General features: G+C 40.5%; 17 protein-coding genes and 2 pseudogenes. 4 read left to right on the top strand and 15 right to left on the bottom strand.

The window, feature by feature from the left end; all coding sequences use genetic code 11:
• Positions 1-552 (top strand): annotated as a pseudogene (locus DRB05_RS05705) (transposase); the annotation flags it as partial.
• A gap of 317 nt (positions 553-869) precedes the next feature.
• A pseudogene (locus tag DRB05_RS22925) lies at positions 870-1,025 on the top strand (IS3 family transposase); the annotation flags it as partial.
• A gap of 149 nt (positions 1,026-1,174) precedes the next feature.
• On the opposite strand, the gene DRB05_RS05700 reads toward DRB05_RS22925, so the two are convergent.
• Genes DRB05_RS05700 through DRB05_RS05690 form a run of 3 tightly spaced genes read right to left on the bottom strand, consistent with a single transcriptional unit; the run spans position 1,175 to position 4,373 of the window.
• Positions 1,175-2,575, bottom strand: coding sequence for a hypothetical protein (locus DRB05_RS05700; RefSeq protein WP_128726063.1), 1,401 nt, complete (start codon positions 2,573-2,575; stop codon positions 1,175-1,177).
• The gene (locus tag DRB05_RS05695) at positions 2,565-3,452 is read right to left on the bottom strand and encodes a hypothetical protein (RefSeq protein ID WP_128726062.1); all 888 of its coding nucleotides are present in this window, start codon (positions 3,450-3,452) and stop codon (positions 2,565-2,567) included. Before DRB05_RS05695 ends, DRB05_RS05700 begins: the two co-directional genes overlap by 11 nt.
• Positions 3,453-4,373 (bottom strand): L-histidine N(alpha)-methyltransferase, encoded by a 921-nt coding sequence (locus tag DRB05_RS05690; protein WP_128726061.1) that lies wholly within the window; start codon positions 4,371-4,373, stop codon positions 3,453-3,455.
• Between the two features lie 193 nt (positions 4,374-4,566).
• Between DRB05_RS05690 and DRB05_RS05685 the strand changes: the two genes are divergently transcribed.
• Both DRB05_RS05685 and DRB05_RS05680 read left to right on the top strand, forming a co-directional pair.
• Complete coding sequence (locus DRB05_RS05685) at positions 4,567-4,764, top strand: hypothetical protein (RefSeq protein WP_128726060.1); 198 nt, start codon at positions 4,567-4,569, stop codon at positions 4,762-4,764.
• A 169-nt stretch (positions 4,765-4,933) separates the two neighbouring features.
• A complete protein-coding gene (locus DRB05_RS05680; protein ID WP_128726059.1) occupies positions 4,934-5,860 on the top strand; it encodes a transposase in 927 nt (308 codons plus the stop codon).
• A 239-nt stretch (positions 5,861-6,099) separates the two neighbouring features.
• On the opposite strand, the gene DRB05_RS05675 is transcribed toward DRB05_RS05680, so the two are convergent.
• From DRB05_RS05675 to DRB05_RS05620, 12 genes are all read right to left on the bottom strand, one after another.
• Complete coding sequence (locus DRB05_RS05675; protein WP_128726058.1) at positions 6,100-7,920, bottom strand: DUF3732 domain-containing protein; 1,821 nt, start codon at positions 7,918-7,920, stop codon at positions 6,100-6,102.
• Positions 7,917-8,360 carry a three component ABC system middle component gene (locus DRB05_RS05670; protein ID WP_128726057.1) on the bottom strand — a complete coding sequence of 148 codons (444 nt, stop codon included), beginning with the start codon at positions 8,358-8,360 and terminating at the stop codon, positions 7,917-7,919. Before DRB05_RS05670 ends, DRB05_RS05675 begins: the two co-directional genes overlap by 4 nt.
• A complete protein-coding gene (locus DRB05_RS05665) occupies positions 8,357-9,559 on the bottom strand; it encodes a hypothetical protein (protein ID WP_128726056.1) in 1,203 nt (400 codons plus the stop codon). Before DRB05_RS05665 ends, DRB05_RS05670 begins: the two co-directional genes overlap by 4 nt.
• A gap of 737 nt (positions 9,560-10,296) precedes the next feature.
• Entirely contained in the window at positions 10,297-10,554 is a 258-nt protein-coding gene (locus DRB05_RS05660) for a hypothetical protein (protein ID WP_017217477.1), read from the bottom strand.
• Positions 10,535-11,479, bottom strand: a complete 945-nt coding sequence (locus DRB05_RS05655; protein WP_128726068.1) for an ornithine cyclodeaminase family protein — start codon at positions 11,477-11,479, stop codon at positions 10,535-10,537. The genes DRB05_RS05660 and DRB05_RS05655 overlap by 20 nt, the downstream gene beginning before the upstream one ends.
• 9 nt (positions 11,480-11,488) lie before the next feature.
• Positions 11,489-12,577, bottom strand: coding sequence for a Xaa-Pro peptidase family protein (locus tag DRB05_RS05650; protein WP_128726055.1), 1,089 nt, complete (start codon positions 12,575-12,577; stop codon positions 11,489-11,491).
• Entirely contained in the window at positions 12,574-13,572 is a 999-nt protein-coding gene (locus tag DRB05_RS05645) for a proline racemase family protein (protein WP_128726067.1), read from the bottom strand. Before DRB05_RS05645 ends, DRB05_RS05650 begins: the two co-directional genes overlap by 4 nt.
• 95 nt (positions 13,573-13,667) lie before the next feature.
• A complete protein-coding gene (locus tag DRB05_RS05640) occupies positions 13,668-16,652 on the bottom strand; it encodes a TonB-dependent receptor (RefSeq protein WP_128726054.1) in 2,985 nt (994 codons plus the stop codon).
• A gap of 328 nt (positions 16,653-16,980) precedes the next feature.
• Positions 16,981-17,490, bottom strand: coding sequence for a YgjV family protein (locus tag DRB05_RS05635; RefSeq protein WP_128726053.1), 510 nt, complete (start codon positions 17,488-17,490; stop codon positions 16,981-16,983).
• Positions 17,491-17,548: 58 nt separating this feature from the next.
• Complete coding sequence (locus DRB05_RS05630; RefSeq protein WP_240036209.1) at positions 17,549-21,241, bottom strand: ATP-binding protein; 3,693 nt, start codon at positions 21,239-21,241, stop codon at positions 17,549-17,551.
• A gap of 171 nt (positions 21,242-21,412) precedes the next feature.
• The gene (locus tag DRB05_RS05625; RefSeq protein ID WP_128726052.1) at positions 21,413-23,251 is read right to left on the bottom strand and encodes an alkaline phosphatase D family protein; all 1,839 of its coding nucleotides are present in this window, start codon (positions 23,249-23,251) and stop codon (positions 21,413-21,415) included.
• Complete coding sequence (locus DRB05_RS05620) at positions 23,235-24,029, bottom strand: YchF/TatD family DNA exonuclease (RefSeq protein ID WP_010604674.1); 795 nt, start codon at positions 24,027-24,029, stop codon at positions 23,235-23,237. Before DRB05_RS05620 ends, DRB05_RS05625 begins: the two co-directional genes overlap by 17 nt.
• Positions 24,030-24,034 lie beyond the last annotated feature (5 nt).

Below are 24,034 nucleotides of genomic sequence, written 5' to 3'. Positions count from 1 at the left end.
CGAGTGCTTAACGAAGACATCGCCCGCCGAGCAAATAAAGAAGATAATTGTACAGGCCGGTTTTGGGAAGGACGATTTAAATCCCAAGCATTGCTGGATGAAGCTGCACTGGCCGCTTGTCTCGCTTACGTAGACCTAAACCCAATTCGAGCCAACATTTCCGCAACGCCTGAAACCTCAGACTACACCAGCATCAAAAAACGCATCGACCATGCTAAGCTGGGCAAACAACCAAAAAGCCTACTACGCTTTGCTGGCAGCCCACGAAAACATATGCCAAAAGGACTGCCTTTTGAACTCAAATCCTATATTGAATTGGTTGAACTCACAGGCCAATGTATTCGCGCCGACAAACGAGGCTATATCTTTGAGTCACAACCCATACTCACTCGACTCAATATAGAGCCTGAAAACTGGATAAAACTTACTACGCAGTTTTCTCGGGTATTCCACGGTGCAGTTGGTCGAGAACGAACAGTAACCGCCTACTGTGAAACACTGCAAAAACGACGACGAACAAACCTAACAAACTGTGAGCGCTTACTGGCTTAGTAAAACTCACATTCTCAACGCTAGAATTTCCTACTGTTGTATTTACAGCGCTTTGTCGTGCGCGATAGCTCAGTTTTGATGTAGAGATATGCTTGAGTGCTAAAAAACAACCAATCGATAAACGTTTTGACCGAAGTGGTTGAAGTATTTTATACTTTTTACTTCACTTCCTCAGCTTGGATGCTAATTGTAATGGGTGTCACTTGTTTTCTTCTTGACTTGTTTTCTTGATGTGATTCAAAAAAGCTGCAATTTTAGGGTAGTAAGATCATTTAGATCTTCAAGTAATTCAATGAATTAAATTGGCTTCAGGGCGACCAAGTACAGGCTACAGTTCATTTAAAGAAGCTGAACAAGACGTTAGCTTTTACTTGATGAACTATTACAACTGGAGAAGGCCTCATAGTCATAACGATATGCAAGCTCCAGCAGTAGCAGAAGAAAAACTTAATTCACAGTCCGGAATTAGTTGACCACTACAATAGAGCTTGCATGGAATGATATTAACAATCTTAGGTGCGCTGATTGCATACAGCCACAAAGAAAAAAGCCATCAATTTCTGTTGATGAACTGATGACTTAAACCGATCTCGGGTAAGTTATACTTTTACAAAACTTAACCCTATTCTATTTCTCCCTTAGTACCTTGATTTTCGTTTTTCGTTGCGATTGATAAATAAGCAAAATAATTAGCAATAAATGACAAACTAATTCCGATAACAGCCTCGTTGATAATACTCGAAAGGCCATTCACTCTCCACATAACACAGCCTATGCAGCTAATAACAATAGAAATGAACAATGACCAATCTGTATGTTTAAAGTCATAAAGCCTAATTACAATAGGCCCTGCCAGCACTCCTCCGATCATCGATATTGAAATCAACGCAATAGAAAAAACAGAGCTGTTGGATTGTATCGAAAAACCTACTGTAACAATTGCGATACTGAAAATAATTAATGGTTCAACAAATTTAGGACTTTTGATAAAACTCGTAGACTTCGACTTTATTAAATTTGTAATGGATATAATTATTGAATCAACAGTAGATGCAATAGCAGCAAATATCCCCGCTACAGCTACTCCAGTGAGGATGGCGCCAGCATTTTCATGAAAGAAAGGGATTAATGCAGCTTCAGGATCAATTACTTGAAAACTCTTTTGTCGTAAAATAACTCCGAATAATGTCATTCCTATCCATGTATATTGTAGAAAAAAAATATAGATCCACCTGGCACTTTCAGCTTCAACAGGGTCTTTCGCGCTTATGTATCTACTTGTAACTTGTAACTGTCCGAACCCAAAGCCAATACTTGCGGTCAAATAGCCAAAAATAAAAAACAATACTGATATAGATGACATACTACCTGTTATTGAATAAAAGCTATCATCCAGCTCTGTTTGAATAGTATTATCAAGAGAGAAAACTAAATATAGAGAAAGGGTAGTTACAATTAACATCAATAAGCCTTGATAGAGATCTGTATAAACAGATCCTCTATACTTACCTACTATACAATATGCTGAGACAAATCCTCCAAACAATACAATTGCTAATTCAGACTCTATATCTACAAAGCCTGTAATAATCTTCGCACCTGCCAGCCATTGAGAGGAAATATATGCACTTAAGAGTGTTATTACAAAAATAAGTGTAAATATAAAAAGATAGGACGATGGCTTTCTCCCTTTCCCTGAAATAACTTCTACAACATTGGAAAGGTTGTTTTTTGAACAATAGCTATTTAATTTCTTTGGACCATACTTCCAAAAAATTAGGTCGCCAATTAGCCACGAAAGAGGAAGCAAGATCCATTGCACTCCGTAGGCATAGCCCAGCCCGACTGCGCCAGTCATTATAAATCCGCTATTTCCAGTAGCAGCAGCGCTTATACCCACAGCAAACCGACCATAAGTCTTGCCACCGAATTCATCTTCAATCTCAGTATTTCTTTTTGCGAGGTAAACGAGAATAGGGATGGGTAAAAGTGTCAATAAAAATACGATATGTTCAAGCGTCATTATTCTCTTCCTTGTTGAAATTAGACATTGTGTAATAAGGACAAATAGGATTCTCAGGCATTACATACTCTGTCGAATTGAACAGTGCCGTCTCATAGGTATCATGCCTTTTTTTTATAAACTCAAATGAAGCTGAGAAATTGCTCGCCACAATAGATTTATGAGGATTAAAGACTAGCTGACCAGCTACAACATTTTCATCAACAATTATTACATCCTCTCCCAGTGGCCTAGATAAATCAGATAATAGGAGTACATGCACATTCACTCCAATCATTGCATTACAAACTAAAAGATCGTTATCCTTTTTTAAAGCTTCTTCATTTTCGAAAATAAATATTCTGTCGATTTCTACTCCGTCTTGTATTTCCCTAGCATTTAAGTTGAAATATCTTCTGCCCCAGGGTTTTTTCCACCATTCACTAGAGTCAACATAACTGGTTGCTTTAATACTATTATTTGCAGACTGAACAATATTAAGTGCCACTGGTTCTAAGTCCGTCAATCTAACCGCTAACACTCCAGTTCTATTGACTTCTGTAATGGCTTCTTCAAATTCGCTGAACCGCAACTTAAGAGCATTAAGCATTACATCATTGGATTTATCTGCGAACTTTTCCTGAGAGTCTTTAAAGGCTACTAAGATTGAATTAATTTTTTCTTCACTTAATGCCTTTGCAGCAATATTAATAGGCTCAGCCAACTTATCAACTTCATATCGCTGAAATAAAATATTAAATAAAATTGCAGTACAGAGCGTTAATATAGCAGCCCTTTGGAACTCGTCTTTTTTTGCACCAGCGAACTTAGAGGTGACTACTGTTATTACAATAGACAAAGCAAGTGAAGTTACAGTTATTATAATCATTAACTCCATTTAAAGTTCCTTACTTCCAAGCAGCAATAGAGCGATGTTCTCAACTTTTGAATTAAATACTCCTTCAATTTGAAAGTAAGGAGCTAGAGCTTTCTCTACATCTGGTAATGAATAACGGTAGGATGCTGAGGTTTCGATAATTGTTCCTTTATCAATCACCAATTCCTGAACACGTACCGTTTGCTTTGCTTGATATCTAACTCGTATCGCATCCGATTCGAATACCACAGTGAATTCAAAATTGTTTCTATTTAAGCCTAACAACTTAAGTGGATAGAAACAAAAGTCATCCACTGAGTGAGTTTTGTATGGTGAGGTTAGCTTCTCTTCACTAATTCCCTCTGGTGATTGACAGCAAATGATACATCTATCTCCCTTATTTACTAGACCAGATAAAATTTTACTAATGTATTCGGGTTGAAAGTTATTGAATGTCAGGCCCAAAAAAACATATCTAACTCCATCATCACGAAACAGCTTTCGATCTAGTACTTCAGCTAAGTTTTCAAACTTCTCATGAATCTGATTACAATGTATCCCTCTACTAGTTACTGCTGTTGTAGCTCTTTTTAAAAAAAACTCAGATACGTCAACAGGAAAATAAGTAATATTTAATCCTTTAAATTGTAGTTCGTCTAAGATTCTGAAAGATTTGCTCGGATATCCTGGGCCGAGGTCAATAAATTGAATATTTTTAGGTAGAGAGTCGCAGAGTACAGTAATATTCTCTTCAATAATATTTAAGATTGGTAGATCGAGGCTATCGTGATATTGCTTACTTCCATATGTAGCCAACTCGTAAGCCTTTGCTTGTTCTGTTGTCTGATACAAATAATGTGGCAAAGATAATTTTATAACGTTAGATTTGGCTCGCTCTATTTGCTTAAACAGGTAATTCCTAATTTCTAATTTAATATCCATTTTATCTACTAGAAGTTTTATTCCAATCCATAACACCAAATGTATATTAATCACACAACGATTTCAAATAGTTACTTCTAAAAATTTTCACGACCTTTTGCTTCAGAATAGTTAAAAATAAAACGCATTGAGCAACCCACATGCTAATAATCAGTTAAAAGTGTAAAACGATCTTCAGAGTAGTCAGATAAACATGCTTGAAGTGTACATTGGCTCAAAGGATGATAAGCCAACTGATATGGAATTAGAGCGAGAAGTAAAGCAGTGTGTAACGAATAATCAAACAGCTATGATGAACCTCAAACGGTTCGCAGAAAACACATTGTATTGTGTGTCTGGTAACACCGCATATTCATTAATCGTGTTGATACTGTCCTCATTACCAAAGTAGCAACTAATGAGGAAATCAACACCTGATAAGAAGGTTACAGATCTACATGTAGCCCTCTATCAGGCAATAACAAATCGCTCAAATCGCTGACACCCACTACTAATTTGCACCTTCCAAAAATACCACCTACGCTTTAGTTCTGCACTCAAAGGATTGAGGAAACCAAACTATGGCAACTGCCCGTAAAAGGCAAATCAGTTTAACCGACACCAAATACTATCACTGTATCTCCCGCTGCGTAAGGCGCGCGTTTCTCTGCGGTGAAGATAGATTTACCGGAAAATCATATGAACACCGCCGGGATTGGGTTGAAGAAAAGCTATTGAAGTTAGGGTCTGTGTTTTGTATTGATGTCTGTGCTTACGCCGTTATGAGTAATCATAGTCACATTGTTTTATGTGTTGATGATAAAAAGGCTAAGCGTCTTTCGGATGAAGCGATTGTGATACGGTGGCACAAGCTGTTTAAAGGTAATTGGGTAACCAAAAAATTTACTGAAGGTGAGCCACTCAATGAGTCGGAGCAGTTGATACTCGATGAACTGGTTGATAAGTACAGAGAAAGACTCGCTAATATTAGCTGGTTTATGCGGGTACTCGACGAAGACATCGCTCGCCGAGAAAATAAAGAAGATAATTGCACAGGTCGGTTTTGGGAAGGACGATTTAAGTCCCAAGCATTACTGGACGAGGCGGCGTTGGTAGCTTGTCTAGCCTACGTAGACTTAAACCCCATTAGAGCCAAAATCGCCGCAACGCCTGAAACCTCAGACTACACCAGCATCAAAAAGCGCATCGACCATGCAAAATTAGGAAAACAACCAAAAAGCCTGCCTTTTAAACTCAAATCCTATATTGAATTGGTTGAACTCACAGGCCAATGTATTCGCGCCGACAAGCGAGGCTATATCTTTGAGTTTCAACCCATTCTTACTCGATTAAATATAGAGCCTGAGAACTGGATAAAACTCACTACGCAGTTTTCTCGGGTATCTCACGGTGCCGTTGGTCGAGAGCGAACAATAACTGCTTACTGTGAAACACTTCAAAAACGACGACGGACAAACATAACAAACTGCGAGCGCTTGCTGGCTTAGCAAAACTCACATTCTCAACGCTAGAATTTCTTACTGTTGTATTTACAGCGCTTTGTCGTACACGATTAGCCAGTCTTGGTGCAGAAATATGCCTAGGCGATAAGAATTGGCCTACCAAAAAACGTTTTTGTACCCAGTGATTGAAGTATTTTTATACATTTTCACTTCACTTCCTCAGCTTGGATATTAATAGTGATGGGTTTCATTTGTTTTCGTCTTTTCCAAATTAGTTTCAAGATTTAATTTATTAACCCATAACCATTAACTAGCTCTCGATCAACCAGTTTAAAGTTTGAAAGCTCTAAATTGACCCAATGAGCTTCATGGATGTGTTCCATCAAAATGACTTGAATACCTCCCTTATCTTTCATTGCTTCTACATACATATCAATTTCTTTCAATGCTAGATCTAGACTAGCTATATCATCAGAGTTCTCCAATGTATAAGGAGTACTTACCTGATCAAAAACTAAGAAATGTGCAAGCCAAGGAACAGAGTTCTCTCTCGCTACTTTATGCAGTGCCATGAAGTAAGACAAATGCAAGTACAGGTAATTGGATGCACTGCCAATATCAATCATCTTCTCAACCGCTTCACCTTCATTAAGGATCAGATTAATAGCACGTTCTTTCTCCAAAAACACAGCTTGGCTGTTCTCATATCCTTTTAGTTTCAGTCGGCCTAGATGCAGGTTAATATACCTATTGAGCTTACCCATAACAAATTCACGTTTAGAGTCGATATCTTGAACATAACCACTAAGATCTTCAATTTTCTTGTCAATTTCGGAAAGCTTCTCTTTGTAATCAATTGGAATCGAGCGCTCAGAGAAAAGCTCTACTTTCACAGAGAGTTTCCCCTGATATCTATATATCTCTTTAGGGGAAGATAGCACCTTGCTAGTAGCCTTGAGCTTACTTATCTTTTCCTTAAGTTCGTCCAACTCTTTCTTCAATACCTTAGCTTTGTCATTTACATCAACATATAGCGGTGACTTCTTCCTTGTTTCCCAACTGTGTTTCACTTCAGATAACTGCTCTTCTAACACGAGCAAAAGCTCGCTTGTGTGAGTTCCCGGAAGTGTCTCACTATACCTATCAAGAATGAATTCAATCGGAAGGATAGAATCGCCACTCTCCTTTAAAAGAGATTGATACTTGCTAAAATCTTCATTAAATCGCTTAAACTGCTGTAGTTTCCGACTCAGCTCTAACTGTTTAGACTCAAGATCTTTAAGTTTGATACCCGCCTCACTAAATTGTTCTATATTCGATTCAGCTATCGACTTTAAACTGCTCAAAGTATCTTTAATATCTTCGTTAGGTTTTTCAAGAAGTCCTAGAGAAATTGCTTCTTCTTCTAGTTGCTCTACATCTTCCTGAAAATGAAGCTGCTTTTTCTGCATCACCTCTGAGCGTTGCTCTAAGCTTGAGCGATCCCGTTTGAGCTTCTCAAGACGTTCAGTGATAATTGCACCTTCACTATCTACAACGCCTAATGCCATACGAAATGTTCGCTCTATACGTTCGATAGTTTTTAGATCTCCAGGTCTGTTATATAAATAGTCAGGTGCAACTAGAGCATTTTGATCTTGATAGCAATAGCTCAAAAAATTACGGAAAGATACTTTAGAACCAGCCTTTACGGTCCTACCCCCGTAAGGAACTTTCAGCTCACCATCCAAACCAAAAGACTTATCTAGCACTTTCTTTAGCGTATCAACTTTCATATTTTTCTTTGGAAGTTCTGGTATCTGGCCTTGATCTGAAAAATAAGCTTCCTTCGTCTCACCTGCATGGTAGGCAGGTCTCGCAATAGTTATATCACCATCACCTGTTTGTAATTTCAGGCCATACCACGAGGACTTATCATCAATATTATGCTTGGATATACCGTCCGCCTTCGAAGAAAGCAAACAGTAGTCAATAATGTGGAGAATTGAAGACTTACCCTTACCTGACTCACCAGTAATTACGTTAACTGAATTAGTTGATAACTCAAGGTTACGGAGATTACCGTTTTTCTGCCAGATTAATATATTTTTTATTTGAATAGTCATATTTTCAATCTTAATAAAGAGTACAATTCTTCAGGTTCTGAAGTCAGAAACTTTGCCAAATTTTCCGATGCCAAAGCAATATCACCAAATTTCTTCCCTAAATATTCGTCCGAACTAATCGCATAGTTTGTAGATGTCAGGACTCCATCTTCAATAGAAAATAAACCTAGTTCTACCCCCATCGAAATTGCATTGGTTGTAATTATTATATAGTCAGTAAACTTTTCATTAAACCCAATAAAGTAATCACTTTTCGAAGTTACTAATTCTTGAGCAGATAGAACCGATGCTCCTTTTCTTTTTAAATAATTTCTTATTTTCTTATCAAAAGCCAAAGGTATTATTAAGTAGGCATTAGCTACATTTAATGAACCAAGATAAGATAGCGCTGACTGTATAGCTAACAACCCAATAGCTTCGTTATTTAACACCCTATTCATTTAGTCCCACCGTAGACTTTTTTCCAATCCTTTCGCCAACCAATCCAACGCAAATCAGATAACTCCATACCTTTTCCAATAACCATCGGCCGCGCTAAGATGGAATTAGACACAACCAAATTTGTACCTTCCAAGTTATATAAACAATTTCTAGCAAGAGTCATATGATTTTTCTCATTACTAATATCTTGTCCGTTATAATTCTGTTTATGTAGAGTTCGCCAAGATGAATACAACTCTTCATTTACAGCCTCATCTTCTGTCGTACTAAATTCACCTTCAGAAATCATTTTCTGAATAAACATAGATGTAGCCGCATATTCCATTGCATATTCAACGATATCATCACTATCTATATTTATATCATCTAACTGTTTAGCAAATACGCCATCTTTAGGGTTGATATTATTTATGTTTTTAAAGCCATGATAACTCGAAAAATCAACTTCCCTATCTTGGAATAGTGTAATAACTCGGTCAAACTGAAACTCTTTTCTAAACGTATCAAAGTCAATATCCAGTTTATTGCCACCTTTAATTAATTCATATTTCTTTTTTCTATAGACACCAATCAACTGATAGACGACATCTAATGACTTATTGTTGTCAACTGAGAAGTATTCAATCTTACTTCTCAGTCTGTCGAAAATATCTGTCACAGAAAAAATAAAGACGATCTTGCTAAATAGTCTGTTTTTTTGTTCTGAAGTCAAACTATCAACATAATCAACATATTTTTTAACAGGATTTTCTGCTGCACCTTTTTCCTTAACCGATTCTTTTTGATCTATATCAGCCTTGATAGAAGAGATTGTTTCTTCGATATCAGTTAATTTACTGGAAGTTTGATCTAACAGTTCAACAAGACCTTTTCTTGTCGTTTTTTTCTTATTGGTGAAAAAAATAAGTTGAATATCATCATCTGAAATACATTCAAGAGCCTTGCTCCAGTTGTAAAGAGTTTTCCAAAGGTCTAAGTCTCTATTTGTTACTGCTTCAGCTTCATTAACAGAGTGCTTAACTTGAATTAAGGCTTTTCCGCCGTGAATTCTCTCATGATGAACATCATCTAAAACTTCAAGACCAACACTTTCTCCTTGTTTCATATCAATAAGATATTCAAGGCACACAAGATCTTGGTAGTCGAAACCCAACTGGCTTTTATCGGCAGCTACCTCTTCAAAAAAATCGTCTGACATCAAAGCCTCAACAAATGTATTTGTTCAACTAAATAAATAGAGTCAGAGTTAACTTTTGAGGGAGGTGGTTGGTTTTTTCATTCCCTTAATGGCGTGGTCGATGCTTGAGTCGAGTTGGCCTAGCTCTGCCCTTGGTTGGTGATACTTTAATCTATTTTGGAACATTAATTCAATATACGCCATCATACTTAATAGAAAAATTTTAATTAAAAATAACAACTTGTATCATGCTATATCAAATAAAGCTAAATTGAAGAGACGAATAAACCTGTGCAAGAGCCTCTGCTGAGGTTGATGATATGGCCGATTATTGACATCCATGTTATCGTGGCACTTGTGAATCCCTTCACATCAGATGCCATCGTCGGGCCTACGGTGTGGAGCAGAGAGGTACTTGCTGCAAGCAATTAATTAAGCCCCATTGAAGGTTTGGCCTTCAAACATACGTAACAAATAAGATGTTGCCGAGTGCGACTAAAGCTATTCCCAAGTTGATACCAAAAATGCTAAACCTTCATTCTAGGGCCAACAAGCTTTGTGGCAGAAACATGTTAGTCCCGCAGTCCGCACCTGACCAATAGCTGAAATGTTAGAATTTATAGCGTTCTATATTTGTACTCTGTCAGGTCAAAAATTAGCGCTTATTCACTTAATTGTGTTCACCTAATTGTGTTCACCTAATTGTGTTCACCTAATTGTGTTCACCTAATTGTGTTCACTTAATTGAATAAGTCACTTTACTCACTCGGATGATAATGGCGAATACCATTGTCATCCACCATGACGTAACAGCTATCGTGGTTTTGAAACGCTTTGTAAAACACCTCATCATAAAGCAGCTTTTCACTTTTCGTTTCGCCACCAACTCCTTGATAACTGACTAACATGTGACATTCGTGACAAATAAGCGGATTCACCAAGCGCTTATCAGCAGCTTTGACTACTGCGGTTACTTCATACACTTTACCGTGCTCTTTATTTTTGAACCAAGTCATACACTAATTTCGCTCCAATTAAATCACTTAATGCCGTTCCTACAGACTTAAACAAAGTAATTTCATTCTCGTTACTTCGACATAGGTTATTTTTAGTCATTTCGCTAAGCTCTGCAACCACCTTATCGGGGCTAAATTTACCTTCACTGATCGGTAACAACAATTCGCCCGCCTCGTTCAATACATTGGCGCGACTATCTACAAAAACGCGACTCTTAGTTACCGTTGTGGTATCAATTTCTCGACAATCTTTATGATGATTGCCAATGCAATCTATATGCGTACCATCGCTCAACCACTCTCCGTTGAACAAAGGCGTATGACTGCCTGTTGCACAGCTGATCACATCTGCTGAAGCAATAACAGACGTGGTTGCCTCCTGATACAGTGCAAATTCAACCTCCGGATGCTGCGAGGACAATAGATCCAGCAACAAACGTCCTTTTTCAGAGTTGCGTGCAATTATTGAAATTTTACTATAATTTCTAACACTTAAATGCGCATTAATCATGTAACTAGCTAAATTGCCTGAGCCAAAGAAAACCAAATGTTTGGCATGCTTAGGCGCTAAATACTCCGCGGCTAATGCTGACACAGCAGAGGTTCTCCACAACGTTACTTCGGTGCCGTCCACAAGCGCGAGCGGCTCGCCGAACTGTCTGGAAAACAGCATGATTTTCGAGTAAAGGGAGGCTTTATCGTGCTGGTTGTTATCTGGGAAATAGGTAAACGCCTTCACGCCAATCACATCTGCATTCCAAGCAGGTAAAACAGCAAAAGCGTCATGATTGCAATGACTGTTATCTAGCTCAAAAACTTGCCGTGTTGGTGTACCTGCTGGTTGCGCAAAACCCTGTTTAAGCGCCTGAATTAAGCTTGGGTAGTTGAGGCTATCCGCAACCTCTTGGCGAGTAATAATTTGCATCATCATTCCTTAGTTCGTAAGCTGAAATACTTGTGGCGCGTGGGTTAAGCATTCAAAACCATTTTCAGTCACCAATATATCTTCTTCCAAGCGCACACCACCATAATTTGGAATGTAAATACCCGGCTCTATGGTTATGATATTGCCTGCTTCTAATTGGTGATCGACCCCAGGTTTAATAAACGGCTGCTCGTGTAGAAATAGCCCCACACCGTGACCAAGTCCCTCACCTGCGTATTGTGAAAAGTCACTATGACTTAACACATCGTGTGATGCGTTATTTAAATCTATGCAGTTAACGCCCGCTTTTATTAGCGCCAACGCAGCTCGCTGCGCATGTTGGACCGTGTCATAAATGGATTGTTGTTGCTTCGTCGGCTCCCCTAACACGTAACTTCGCGTCATATCAGAGCGATAGCCGCTTATCACCGCACCAAAGTCGATAAGTACCAAGTCCCCTTGGTTGAGCTTTGTCTGTCCTGGGTTTCCGTGCGGTAAGGAAGAACGTGCACCAAATAATAGGATTGTGTCAAAAGAGAGTCCTTCGGAGCCTAGCTTTTGCATCTGATACTCAAGCTCAATTGCCGCTTCTCGCTCAGTGATCCCTACCTTTAACAAAGGTAGTGTATGGGCAAGCGCCGAGTCAGCTATCTCGGCGGCGCGTTTAATACAGTTAATTTCATAGCTATCTTTAACTTGTCTTAGTGATTCCACCCACAGCGGCGCGGCAACAAGCGTGGTATTTTTTCCGCTGATATTTAATGAGACATAATCTGCATGACTGATTTGATGCGCTTCAAATGCAAGCTGTCGCGGCCCATCCAATAATCTAAAAATACAATCAGGTAATGTTTCTTTATCACGATTTCTTAAAATGACTTCGACTCCCACCGCTTCATTGCTAGCACGCTCAAAGTAACGATAATCGGTAATGAGTCTGTGTTGCCCATTTGAAGACATCAACAATGTTGCAGCATGGCCGGTAAAGCCAGTTAAATATACAATATTCTCGTAGCCATAAATAATGATAGCGTCACTTTGGTGTTGTTGTAATTTATTGACTAAGCGTTGCTGTCTGGCTGCGTAATCTACATTCATCGTAGTAAAAATCCTCTTACTAATGGATCGTGGTCGTCTAAAATAAATTGGTGTCGGCCTGTAATATAGGCCGTGCCCGAAACTATTGGGATTAACGATTTACTGTCATCACTAAGTTGATAACAAACATCTAAGCCTAAGCCTAATATACCTTCAATAAAGATACGTTGGTTTGCGGCAAGCTCATCTCTAGCGGCAAGAATTACAGCCCTACCACTGACCCCAGTCCCTGTTGGACTGCGATCTAATTCGCCATCGGCAAAAATGCACACATGCTTACTGTGGGCAGAGTCTGATTTTTGAGAATTGGAATAAAAAATCACACCATATAAAAACGCAAGGCGCGCATCGTCATGCACTAAGCTAATCTGTGTTGCAATTTCTTGTTTAAGCGTTAAACCTAACTGCTGAATGTAAGCTGCATTTTCTGACGTAAGAGCTAAATCGATTGTATCAGCGTCAATATAGGCATAAAACGCACCACCAAATGCGATATCCACTGAGATTAAACCAAATTCAGATGTCTTGACTTGCTTATCGAGTGTCACTACCTCTGCTGGTACATTGGCAAATTCAGCTTGGCCGTCTCTTAGCCATGCAGTAATTAACCCTGCCGGTGTATCTATCAATAACTGCTTCTTTACAGGATTGTGCTGTAAAAATAGTGTGGTTAAAGCAATAATCGCATGACCACACATTGTTGAGTACCCTTCATTATGAAGAAATAACACGCCAAAATCGCTTTCTGGTAACTGCTTTTCAACGATAAGTGCACCATACATATCAGTATGACCCCTAGGCTCATACATCAGCGCGGTGCGATAGTGATCAAGATTTTCTACACAGTATTGCCGTTTATCTAAAATAGTGCTGCCTTGAGGTTCAGGGAATCCATCGACAATCACCCGCAACGGTTCGCCGGCGGTATGCATATCAACCGTCTCTATTACTTTCGCGTGGCTCAGTATCTGTTCAAAATCTATTGTTAACGTCATCATACTCTCCGTGACATGAAATAAGCCAAACGTTTTGTTTGGCTTAAACCAAGAGTTAGGTACATGACACCTATCCTTGGCTCTCTCCAGGGAAATTAAAACGTAAACCTTGCAACCAACGACGCGTAACGTTCAGTTTGTCGTAACGTCGTGATGCCGTAGTCAGGGTTAACGATTAAACCATTTTCACCGTCTAAAGAACGTTGTTCATTGATCCCAAGCGCTTTATCACTGTTTAGTAGGTTATAAACAGTTCCTTTAAGCAATAGGTCATGCCCCATAATATCTGTAGAATAACTGAGCGATAGGTCTACCGTGGTTGCCCAAGGCAGATTATCAATGCTACCGCGAGGAGCTGGATTGCCGTTTTCGTCATAATGTGAAACATGACCGTAATCTTTACTTACGCACGCGTCCCAAGGGCTTCCTGCGGCACAGCTATCTACACCGACTGGGTGCTTAGAAAAATAGTTAGTCGGGCGGCCTGATGACGTTCTTGCAACCAGCCCCAGAGTTAGCTCATTTGTGATATCGTAAGAGCCTGATACTTTTATTGAATGGCGATGGTCGTTAGGCAAATTACCATAGCCGTGATCCATCAGATCCGCGTAATCATAAGAAGTTGTCCAACCAGGATCAGCCTGATCGTTGTCGGTTTTCACTAAACCTTCTGTATTACCATAGCTGTGTGACCAAGTATAAGAAGAATTAATCCGCAACTTATCAGTAATATTTCCCTCTAAGGTAAATTCAAGTGCCAGATATTTACGTACAGCTTGTTGCAGGGCAAGCTCTTCTGCACTAAGTGTCACTTCATCGACTTGGCCATCGCCATCGAAGTCATAACTCATGGTGATCGCTTCACCAGGGTTATTCAGCACATAGTAAGACCCTTGACCAACATTGTCTTGGATACCGAGTTCGGCCAATTTCTTCGCAAGTACGGGGCCAACATCCGTATCTTCAACACTACGTCCAAGATCTCGATAAATAGCTCTAACCCCAAATGCCATATCGTCAAAAATAGTGGTCTGGTACCCTAAGGTCAGTTCGTCAGAATACATCGGCTTAAGTGTTGAAGAAGCAATCAGACCGGGCTCTGTAATTCCGCGTTGACGCCAGCGTCTATCTCGAAGCATCTCCCCTCGACTTGGCGAGCCATCATTTAATAAAATGGGATAGCCATCACTGTCTACTTGATCTAGATCGAAATACTCAAACCACTCTACTGAAGCCGAACCTTGAGTGATGTTCATGTTGGCAGACACAGGTTGAAAGTATCGCCCGTAAGTGAAGAAAACTTTGGATTCACCATCACCATTTAAGTCGTAAATAGCCTGAAACCTTGGCGCGAGTTGGTTATCCATATCAACAAATGCTCTGCCATCAGTGACGGTATTTTCAAACTGGCTATAACGCAGTCCCAGGTTTAACACGAGTTGGTCGGTGACTTGCCAAGAATCATTGACGTAGAAAGCAAGCGAGTTAACCTCAGAGTCAACCGTCCTAGTCCTCACTCGGCGTTCAATATAATCCTGACCTAGCGCAGCACCAGAAATGCTCCCTTCACCAGCGGTTTTGATTGTCCACCAGCCTTCTGCGTCTCCAAGGCCATTTTGACCTTCAAAGTGATCTACCGTAACTTTAGTGTAATCAACACCAAACAAAATGGAGTGATAGTCTAGATCGATATTGAAATCTACTCTCGCTTGGTCACGAACAAACTCTTGCTCAGAAATACTGCTAGCTGTGTGGCTCGATAATGTGACAAAACTTTCTCTTTCATCCCAAACACCTGGCACAGTTGAAGCAACGATGTTTTCTACATTTTCAGTGACTCGACCAACCACAGCCGATACCGAGAAAAAGTCTGAAAAGTAACCGCTGTAATTGATACTGTAAACCTTGCCGCCATCTTCACCGGGAGCAGCTACACCTTGTTTATCACCAATCGTATCGCTTTCCCAATCATAAGCATAGGTCTGCCTCGTCCATTCTCTTTTGTTATTCATGGCTGAAAATCCGATTGAGTGGTCTTCGTTGATGAACCAATCAAGTTTTGCAAACCAACGGTCTTCATCTCGGCTTCTGTCATTGAAGGTCGTTTGCCCAGCCCAGCGATTAACCTCCCGTCGAGGCGCATATAGACCATAATAAAACAAACTGTCCTCAATGATTGCACCACTCGCCCAGACTTGTAATTCTCTAAAGGAGTCGTAATCTTGCTCTGTATTTAAGTTAATTGTCCCGTTATCCAAATAATTAGAATCATGATAACTATGACTAGAAGAAGGGTCTATCCTCACCTCCGCCCCTAAGTTAAATTCATTATCACCAGATTTAGAAATTGCGTTAACAATACCGCCAAGCGCGCCACCAAATTCAGGGCTAATTCCCCCCGTTTTGATTTGAGTTTGTGAAATGGCTTCCCAAGGCAAGCGAATTGAGCCTAAACCAGTTTGGATACTCGTGACATTTAAGCCATTAAAGTAATAACCATTTTCTGCTGACGAAGATCCACCAAAGCTTGATGCCCCCTTAAATGAATCTCCACCAGGTTCAGCGGTGCCTGGTGCGAGTAACGCAATACTTTCAAAGCCAGTGTTGACCGGCATGACTTTGAGCTCTGCGTCTGTAAAGGTTACGCCAGCCGTTGACGAGGCCATATCAACACGTCGGATAGCCGTACCTGTTACCGCTATCCGCTCTATATCCTGCCCTTGTTGTAATAGTTGAGCGTCTAAGATCAGCGCCTGTCCAATATTAAGCTCAACGTCCTCTTCAATAACGGTTTCAAATCCTGCTTTATTAATTGACACGCTGTAACGACCAACAGGCAGATTACGTAAAATGTATTCGCCCTTGCCATTAGTTTGCACAGCAAACTTCAGCCCCTTAGTTTTGTGTGTAAAGGTCAATTGAGCCTGCGATAACTCAATACCTTGACCATTGACGATGCTCCCTTTCACAGTGCTATTGCCATCTGCTGCAAATGCTGTAGCAGTCCCCAGCGCTAAAGCAAGTGCTGATGCTGTGAGTGATTTACACAGTGTTTGCGCTGTTTTTTTGTTATTACGCATATTGTTGTCCTTTTGTTCCCATTGATTTGAGTGGTTTTTTGGTAACGAACAAACAATACACAATAGATATATTGTATACAATATTAATTATGCAGTAATTACACGCAATGATGGTAACATTATGATTTAGATAGAGATTATTTATTAATTTTTTATTGCTACTCTTTAGCGATACTGCTTTTTACTCAACGAGTAATGACTTTAAAAGTTGAGAGCTTCTCATTTAACCCATTGAATTAATTTATATATTTAAAACTTAATCTAGTTTGATTAGTGTCCATACCAGTAAAATTAGATCCACTTTAACTCGGCTGCTAGTCAGAGCGCTTTACTCAGCCTTCAACTTACTCGTTTTATACTTCATATAAATTCGCCCTAGCCCAATCAAGTTACTCACCAAAAAAGTACTTTCTAACACAATCGCCATGGGTGAACCGACATAACAATTATGTATCAACCAGCACACAGTACCTAACATCATCACACACCGAAATGCCACCTGCTCGCGAATAAATGCACCAAATGTCAATAAAATACTACCAAAAACAGCATAAAGTTCGTAATTCGCATTTAAGTGTACTAAAGGTGGCACGGTATTGAGTAGTAGAAAACCGATAAGTAAGCGCTTTGACTGCGACTTGATAAACACTAGATATCTAAGGCTCGCAACCGCCATAAGCAATGCGCCAGCAATAGCATCGAGTAGATAGAAATGAATTGCAGTAAGTGCAGTCGACACGCTTAGTGCCAATAACACCTGCTGTCGCTTCATAAATTGAAATGACGCGAGATCGAGTAAAACAGCAAGGGCAACCAAAAACTGAGATAATAAGAACATGACAAACTCCTAAAAGAAGCATTGTCACAAGCAATTCGCTAGCAGTAATTCACCTAAGTTAATTTTCAGTCGTTAATTTCTTTAACGGTACTTTTATCGTAATTTCGACACCTTGCAATTTCGCCGTTTTACAGCGGATCTCGCCCTTTAGAAGTTGCGTTACTAAATTATAAACAATATGCATACCTAATCCACATCCGCCTTGATTACGCTTTGTCGTAACAAATGGTTCAAATAACGTTTTTTGCATTGCTTCGTCCATACCGACACCATTGTCGCGGTATACGATAGACCAGTAGCTATCTGTAGCCTCGACTAACACGTTAACAGTGCCAGATGCACTTCCCTCAAACCCATGGATAATAGAATTGTTAAATAGGTTTGCCATTATTTGATAAACTGCCCCCGGATAGGTAGAGAGATTGACTTTAGCATTACCCTCGATAGACAAATATACTTCTTTATTTTTAGCCAATGGTTTTAACGACTCAAATACATCATTGATATATTCGAGTAGGTTAATATCGCGTTCGGTCTCGCTTGATTGATCCACCGCGACTTGCTTAAAATTACTGATAAGACTTTCTGCTCTTTGTAAATTGCGACTGATTAGTAGGTACCCTTCCTGCTGTGCATCGATGGAAGTGACTAAGTCTTTTTGCTTAAGTGTCTTATTCTCAAGTTTTTCTACCAGCTGAGATAAACAATCTTCATTGTGCGAAAGTGCTGTGATAGCAATACCTAACGGTGTGTTGATTTCATGTGCAACCCCTGCAACCACAACACCCAACGAGGCCATTTTTTCACTTTCAATCAAGTCTTCTTGTGCTTGCTTTAACTCAAACATTGCTTTCTCGAGTTTCTGGTTCTTTTTATAAAGCTCATCGGTACGCATCGCGACTTTTATCTCAAGTTGCTCATTTAGCGACTGCAAAGCTTGTTGATGTGCTTTCAGATCAGCAATATCTTTCAATGCCCCCGCTATCCGTATTGCTCTGCCGTTATCGTCTCGTGCCACCACCTTTCCTCTATCTAATACCCAGATCCACTTTCCTTGTTGATCTTTGACGCGAATAGACAATTCATACACGTCTTCACTACCGTCGACACAGGACTGGAGGCACTCCTCAAGTAACACACAATCCTTAGGATGTACAAACTGGTCAAGCTCATTGAGAATAAGTTTATCTTGGAGTTCATTAAAGTCGATCCTTGGATTCACGCTGTAACGATAAATTTTACCGGACTCAACATGCCAATCCCAAAGTTCATCACCACTTGCCCACAACGACAACTCTAACCGCTCTTGGAGCGCGGACATTTTCTGATTATCCCGCAGCACTTGCTGGTAGCGTTGTTGTCTCGCTCTAACAAATGCAGCGATAATAAGCACAATGATGAATGTATAGAGAGCCTTTGAGTACGTATTCCACCAAATTGGAGCATCGATATGAATACTAAACTCATGAACTGGAGACTGCATATTAAAACGGTTAACGGTATAGGTTTCTACTCGATAGGTGCCTGGCTCAAGCTGGAGTAAATTTATTTGCCTTGTTCCATTTGCAAGTTTTAACCATTTATCGCTTAGCCCTTTAACACGATAATAAAAATTCAGCTTTTCAGAGCCAAAGTCTAAACTAGAGTATTGTAACGATATGATATTTTGGTCATAGCGCAGTCGCAATGACCCCGCCAGCTCTGGCGCAACAGTAAGGATCCCATCGAGACTTGGCTTCAATGGTTCACCCAATAATTCGATTGTAGAGACCAAAATAGGCCGTGCGGTGTTTGAAATTGATACATTCTGAGGAAAAAACTGATTAAACCCTTTAGCACCTCCCATAAAGATTCTGCCATCAGGGGCTTTCCAAGCAGCATTATAGTTAAATTCATGCGCTTGCACACCGTCAATAGGTAGGAAGTTGTCAATGGTAAAATCCATTACATTTACGCGCGACAGCCCACCACTGGTGCCAAGCCACATGTACTCGTAGTCATCGTAAACCAGCCCCCATACGGCTTGGTTTCCTAGTCCCTCTTGTTCACCAATAGTTCGAATAACTTTCATTTGTTTATCAACTAAACTAATCCCCGCTTCACTCGCAACCCAGATACGTTGCCACGGATCTTCATCTATCATAAAAACCAAGTTCGACTTTAAGCCATCTTGCGTGGTGAGGTTATGAAGCTGACCTTTACTAAACTTAAATAGGCCCTCACCTATCGATCCGAACCATAAGTCCTGCCCGACCACTTTAAACGAAGACACATGCGAAGGCGCATTTGGACGGTTTTCAAAAAACTGCACTAACACTTTCGACTCTTCGTCGTACCTCATTAGACCTAGCGTCCTTGAACTTACTAAAATCTGAGATTGATACTCGATGACATCATTAAAACTAAGTTCTGGTCCATTATCGGAGTCTGGCATTAAATGACTATATTCCCCTTCAGTTAGGGCATACCTGACAACACCGTCTCCTCTCGTTGTCACCCACAAAGTATGATCGTAAATTTTTACCTGAGTGATAAAACTTCCTTTAATGGCGGACAAACTTGGAAAAATCCGATGCGCTTCAATAAAGCTTGAATTTTGATAAATATACAAGCCAGATGACGTGCCTATCCAAAAGCGCTCACTACTATCTAACGCGAAATTTCTGACATCAGGATGCCCCAAAGGGGCATGTGGAAAGTTTTGTTCTCCAACATGGCCAAACGACTCGCTCAGTTGGCTAAAAAAGTGTAACCCTTGAGATTCTGTACCAATCCACAAATCGCCATTTCTATCTCGTTGAACACTTAGCACGTTATTGTCTTGCAGTCCGTCATATTGCTCTGCACGACGATACCAATGACGTTTAATATTGCCTTGCAAGTCTAGAATAAATACGCCTGTATTAGCTGCGACGAGTATTTCATTCGCCCTTACTTTAATTTGATGAATGCTAAGATTTACTTTCGCGCTGACCGACTTTTGCCATTGCACTTTATTAAACTGAGTGTCAAAACTAATGATTTTATCATCCGCATCAACAACGAATACTCGTCCGTGAGACAGCGCCAGTGTTTTAAACTCTCCCTCCAGCAATACATTCGCACCGACCTTGTCTTTTGGCTGACTGACTAAGCCATCCGCATTGAGGTAAATAAACGCCTCCCTCGTTTCTTGAACCTCACGAACAAATGCTCCAATTAAATAAAGCTTTTCAGGCTTCAAGGTTTGGTAGTTAACTCGGTAAGCATCGCCTTCCTCTGTTGACACAGTGACTGATTCACCATAACAGGCCACTTTCTTGACCCTATCAGAACTAACTGCCTCATTTTGTGCAGCTAAAATAGAGCGAAAGGTCCCCGCTTCAGTATCGTAAATGCTAAGTCCTGTGCTTGTTCCAATCCAGATATATTTGCCACTGTGGCATAGTGAGGTAATAAAACCACCGGAGAGATGATGTTTGGAGTTCTGTTTTACTTCAAATTGAACAAAGTCGTGACCATCAAAACGATTTAGGCCGGACTGAGTACCAACCCAAATATACCCGAGTTGATCTTGCGTAATGGCAGTGATGGTGACTTGACTGAGACCAGAATTATAGTCATAGCGTCGCATAATCTGCGCCGTATCACTAAACTCGGGAAAATTGGCGACACAAGGAAAGCTCGGTGACAACAATAACAACAACACACAAAACCATTTCAGTGTGCTGCATGGTACAACGAACAGGTACATGTGCTTGAGTGGTGTCATATAGTCGAGATGTTAGCCCGCATTATATTAACTATAGCAAAAGTGAAAAAGAACAATGATTTTTTGGTGGATTTGGTACTTAACGCTAGCCGCTAGGTTCAGGAAAGCAAAGCTTCAACTAGCTACGCTTAGCTATAAATCGCAGAAAACGATTCATTCAACCCTCAAATCTTACAACTCAAAATGACTGTGGATCCCAGTACCGTGCAGTAGTTCATACTTCTCTAGCAAGCCGTTTTCAAGCGTTACTAAGCTAATCGCAGAATCAGACACCAAGTAACCATGTTTTTTTAGCGATGAAGGATGCTTACTTACAGATAGCTGCCAACGTTTTGTAAAGAGATTCAAAGGACTATATTTGGCATACAAAATCGTGTCCATCTTATCTAAAATATTGATAAGCGGCTTTGGAAATTCATTTTTTATCCCTGATGCTGTTAACTGCCAAATGCGGTTATCATGACGACCAAAACGAGCCTGAACCGAAAAGCAAAACGAATAATGCACATCGCCGGAGAGTATAATGGTTTCTTTGGGTGTATCTGGACGCTTAAAAATTTCAATGAGTTTTTTCGCGGCCCCTTCATGCGCCATCCAATTTTCCACATCTACCATTAACGGCTCACCACACGCATTAAATACAGCTTGTATGGTTTCGATTGCCTTTACCCCAAATACTGGCGCTGGGCTTACCATCAATACCGCACTATGGTCGATAAGCGTATCTTGCAACTCCATCAACATTTCCCAGTCAAGTAAGCCACTCGGCTCATTGAAATCCTGTTCATTGCGCCAGCGATGTGTACGGGTATCTAGCACCACCACTTTTGGAAACGTATCTAAACAATAGTGCCAGTGTGTGAATCGACGAACTTGTTTGTCAAACGCCGAAAAGTGCCATTCATTGTCAATCAGGCTTGAATTAAAGCCTGATGTCAGCGCCCCGCTATACTCAAACGCATCATTACCAATACCTTGAAACAGCCAGTAGCTAATGATGCCATTACTGATTATGCGGCGACTCACTTTATGGTTTGCAATTGCCTGCTCCCATTTAGCCGTTAAATTCCAATCATCGGTTACATCATGGTCGTCAAACATCATTAAAATGGGCACGTTCGCGCACAGCCGCTCAGCACTAGGCAACGTTTCAACAAAGCCTTTTAGCGCGTCAAGTTCGGACTCAAATATTCGCCTAACCTTGTCGTTGCCACCGTCATAATGAAGGGCGTCAAAGTTAACCAACTGCCAAGCAAGATGAGAGAAGTTTAACAGGTAACAGGCGACAAACTCTTCGAAGAAAATGAGGTGATTAAAGGCCTTAACACTAGAAAAGTGCGGTTCATCCTTTCGAAACCAATAGCCCGGTGAAAACTTTGAGCGCTCCTGCCATGGCGTCTTCGGTAGATATAAGTGACGATGGTAAAGTTGAGCTTGCTGATCAGCAGGTAGGTGCATTGGCAAGTTGGTTTCTCTGAACAAACCTAACCTTGCTATAAGTTGGTGAATAGCCAACAACATGGCGCCGGCAACATCATCTGCGTAGATCTGATCACCAGAAAAAATACACAAATCAGCACCTACCTCACCAAGCTCGCGCTGCTGCTCCTGCCACTGATCCGCAGTATGTAAACTGTCTTTAGCGTGATGATGCGGGTTACGGCATGAACCATGTAGTATTTGGTTGAGCACAGCAGGTATCGCAAAGCTGAGCTCTTCTCCGTAACGCAGATAATCTGGCTTATACGCGGCACCGTTAATAAGCACTTGATACTCGAGCAGCTGCGCTGTTGGCAGAGCCTTCTCGCTGCATATCAGCAAAAAATGCAAAAAGCAGGCTGCACCGAGCTGAAATGTCTCAACCTCACATCGACTTTGATGGGCCAATAACGAAGCCGAGATATCCACGGCTTCACAAGTAACTACCTGAATACAAATTTTATTCTGCTCAGCTCGGCGAACCAGCGGGCCCATCAACACCTGAGGTAGCTGATTAAGTTGTGCTACCATCTTGGCGTTTCACCAAATTAAATAAAGAGTAAAAGTTATTCGTGGTTTGCTCTGCAAGCGCTTTGTAGCTCACCCCTTTTAAGTCAGCAATATAATATGCAACGTCTTGTACATAAGCAGGTTGGTTAGTTTTACCACGATGTGGTACAGGTGCAAGGTAAGGTGAGTCGGTTTCAATAAGCAATCGGTCCATAGGGATTTGCTTAACAACTTCCTGAAGCGCCGTCGCATTTTTAAACGTCACAATACCAGAGATTGAAATGTAAAAACCAAGGTCTAATGCCTGCTTTGCCATCGGCCAATCTTCGGTAAAACAGTGCAGCACACCACCGCAATTTTGCGCATTGTGGGCACGCATGATGTCTATCGTGTCTGCTTTTGCATCACGAGTATGAATGATCAGTGGTTTTTGCAACTGGTTAGCCACATCGATATGTCCAGCAAAGCTTTCTTGCTGTACCTGGTGCGTATCTTTTGAATAATAATAATCTAATCCAGTTTCACCAATAGCAACGACCTTATCATTACTTGCTAGTTGCACTAGCCTTTCAACATCCAGTTTATCTTTTTGATCCAATGGATGTACCCCACAAGATGCAGAAACATCATCAAAATGGGCTATTTTTTCTAACATCGATGGAAATTGGTCTAGTGTCACGCTAACGCATAAAAAGTGTTCTACTTGTTTTTGTCTCGCGTTACTGAGTACTTCTTCAAGGCTTAGGCCTAACTTTTCAAAATCAAGTCTATCTAAATGACAGTGAGAGTCTACAATCATACTGG

Origin of the sequence: Pseudoalteromonas sp. A757 (genome assembly GCF_004103285.1) — a bacterium.
Classification (GTDB): Bacteria; Pseudomonadota; Gammaproteobacteria; order Enterobacterales; family Alteromonadaceae; genus Pseudoalteromonas; species Pseudoalteromonas galatheae.
The sequence above is the reverse complement of the archived record's forward strand: the minus strand, read 5'-3'. Positions and strand labels throughout refer to the sequence as shown.

What these genes read in the sequence shown, in the direction of transcription:
- DRB05_RS05655 (WP_128726068.1), bottom strand. Translation starts at nt 11,479, where the DNA reads ATGCAAATTATTACTCGCCAAGAGGTTGCGGATAGCCTCAACTACCCA.
- DRB05_RS05665 (WP_128726056.1), bottom strand. Translation starts at nt 9,559, where the DNA reads ATGTCAGACGATTTTTTTGAAGAGGTAGCTGCCGATAAAAGCCAGTTG.
- DRB05_RS05685 (WP_128726060.1), top strand. Translation starts at nt 4,567, where the DNA reads ATGCTTGAAGTGTACATTGGCTCAAAGGATGATAAGCCAACTGATATG.
- DRB05_RS05670 (WP_128726057.1), bottom strand. Translation starts at nt 8,360, where the DNA reads ATGAATAGGGTGTTAAATAACGAAGCTATTGGGTTGTTAGCTATACAG.
- DRB05_RS05700 (WP_128726063.1), bottom strand. Translation starts at nt 2,575, where the DNA reads ATGACGCTTGAACATATCGTATTTTTATTGACACTTTTACCCATCCCT.
- DRB05_RS05680 (WP_128726059.1), top strand. Translation starts at nt 4,934, where the DNA reads ATGGCAACTGCCCGTAAAAGGCAAATCAGTTTAACCGACACCAAATAC.
- DRB05_RS05675 (WP_128726058.1), bottom strand. Translation starts at nt 7,920, where the DNA reads ATGACTATTCAAATAAAAAATATATTAATCTGGCAGAAAAACGGTAAT.
- DRB05_RS05650 (WP_128726055.1), bottom strand. Translation starts at nt 12,577, where the DNA reads ATGAATGTAGATTACGCAGCCAGACAGCAACGCTTAGTCAATAAATTA.
- DRB05_RS05695 (WP_128726062.1), bottom strand. Translation starts at nt 3,452, where the DNA reads ATGGAGTTAATGATTATAATAACTGTAACTTCACTTGCTTTGTCTATT.
- DRB05_RS05690 (WP_128726061.1), bottom strand. Translation starts at nt 4,373, where the DNA reads ATGGATATTAAATTAGAAATTAGGAATTACCTGTTTAAGCAAATAGAG.
- DRB05_RS05660 (WP_017217477.1), bottom strand. Translation starts at nt 10,554, where the DNA reads ATGACTTGGTTCAAAAATAAAGAGCACGGTAAAGTGTATGAAGTAACC.
- DRB05_RS05625 (WP_128726052.1), bottom strand. Translation starts at nt 23,251, where the DNA reads ATGGTAGCACAACTTAATCAGCTACCTCAGGTGTTGATGGGCCCGCTG.
- DRB05_RS05645 (WP_128726067.1), bottom strand. Translation starts at nt 13,572, where the DNA reads ATGACGTTAACAATAGATTTTGAACAGATACTGAGCCACGCGAAAGTA.
- DRB05_RS05635 (WP_128726053.1), bottom strand. Translation starts at nt 17,490, where the DNA reads ATGTTCTTATTATCTCAGTTTTTGGTTGCCCTTGCTGTTTTACTCGAT.
- DRB05_RS05630 (WP_240036209.1), bottom strand. Translation starts at nt 21,241, where the DNA reads ATGACACCACTCAAGCACATGTACCTGTTCGTTGTACCATGCAGCACA.
- DRB05_RS05620 (WP_010604674.1), bottom strand. Translation starts at nt 24,029, where the DNA reads ATGATTGTAGACTCTCACTGTCATTTAGATAGACTTGATTTTGAAAAG.
- DRB05_RS05640 (WP_128726054.1), bottom strand. Translation starts at nt 16,652, where the DNA reads ATGCGTAATAACAAAAAAACAGCGCAAACACTGTGTAAATCACTCACA.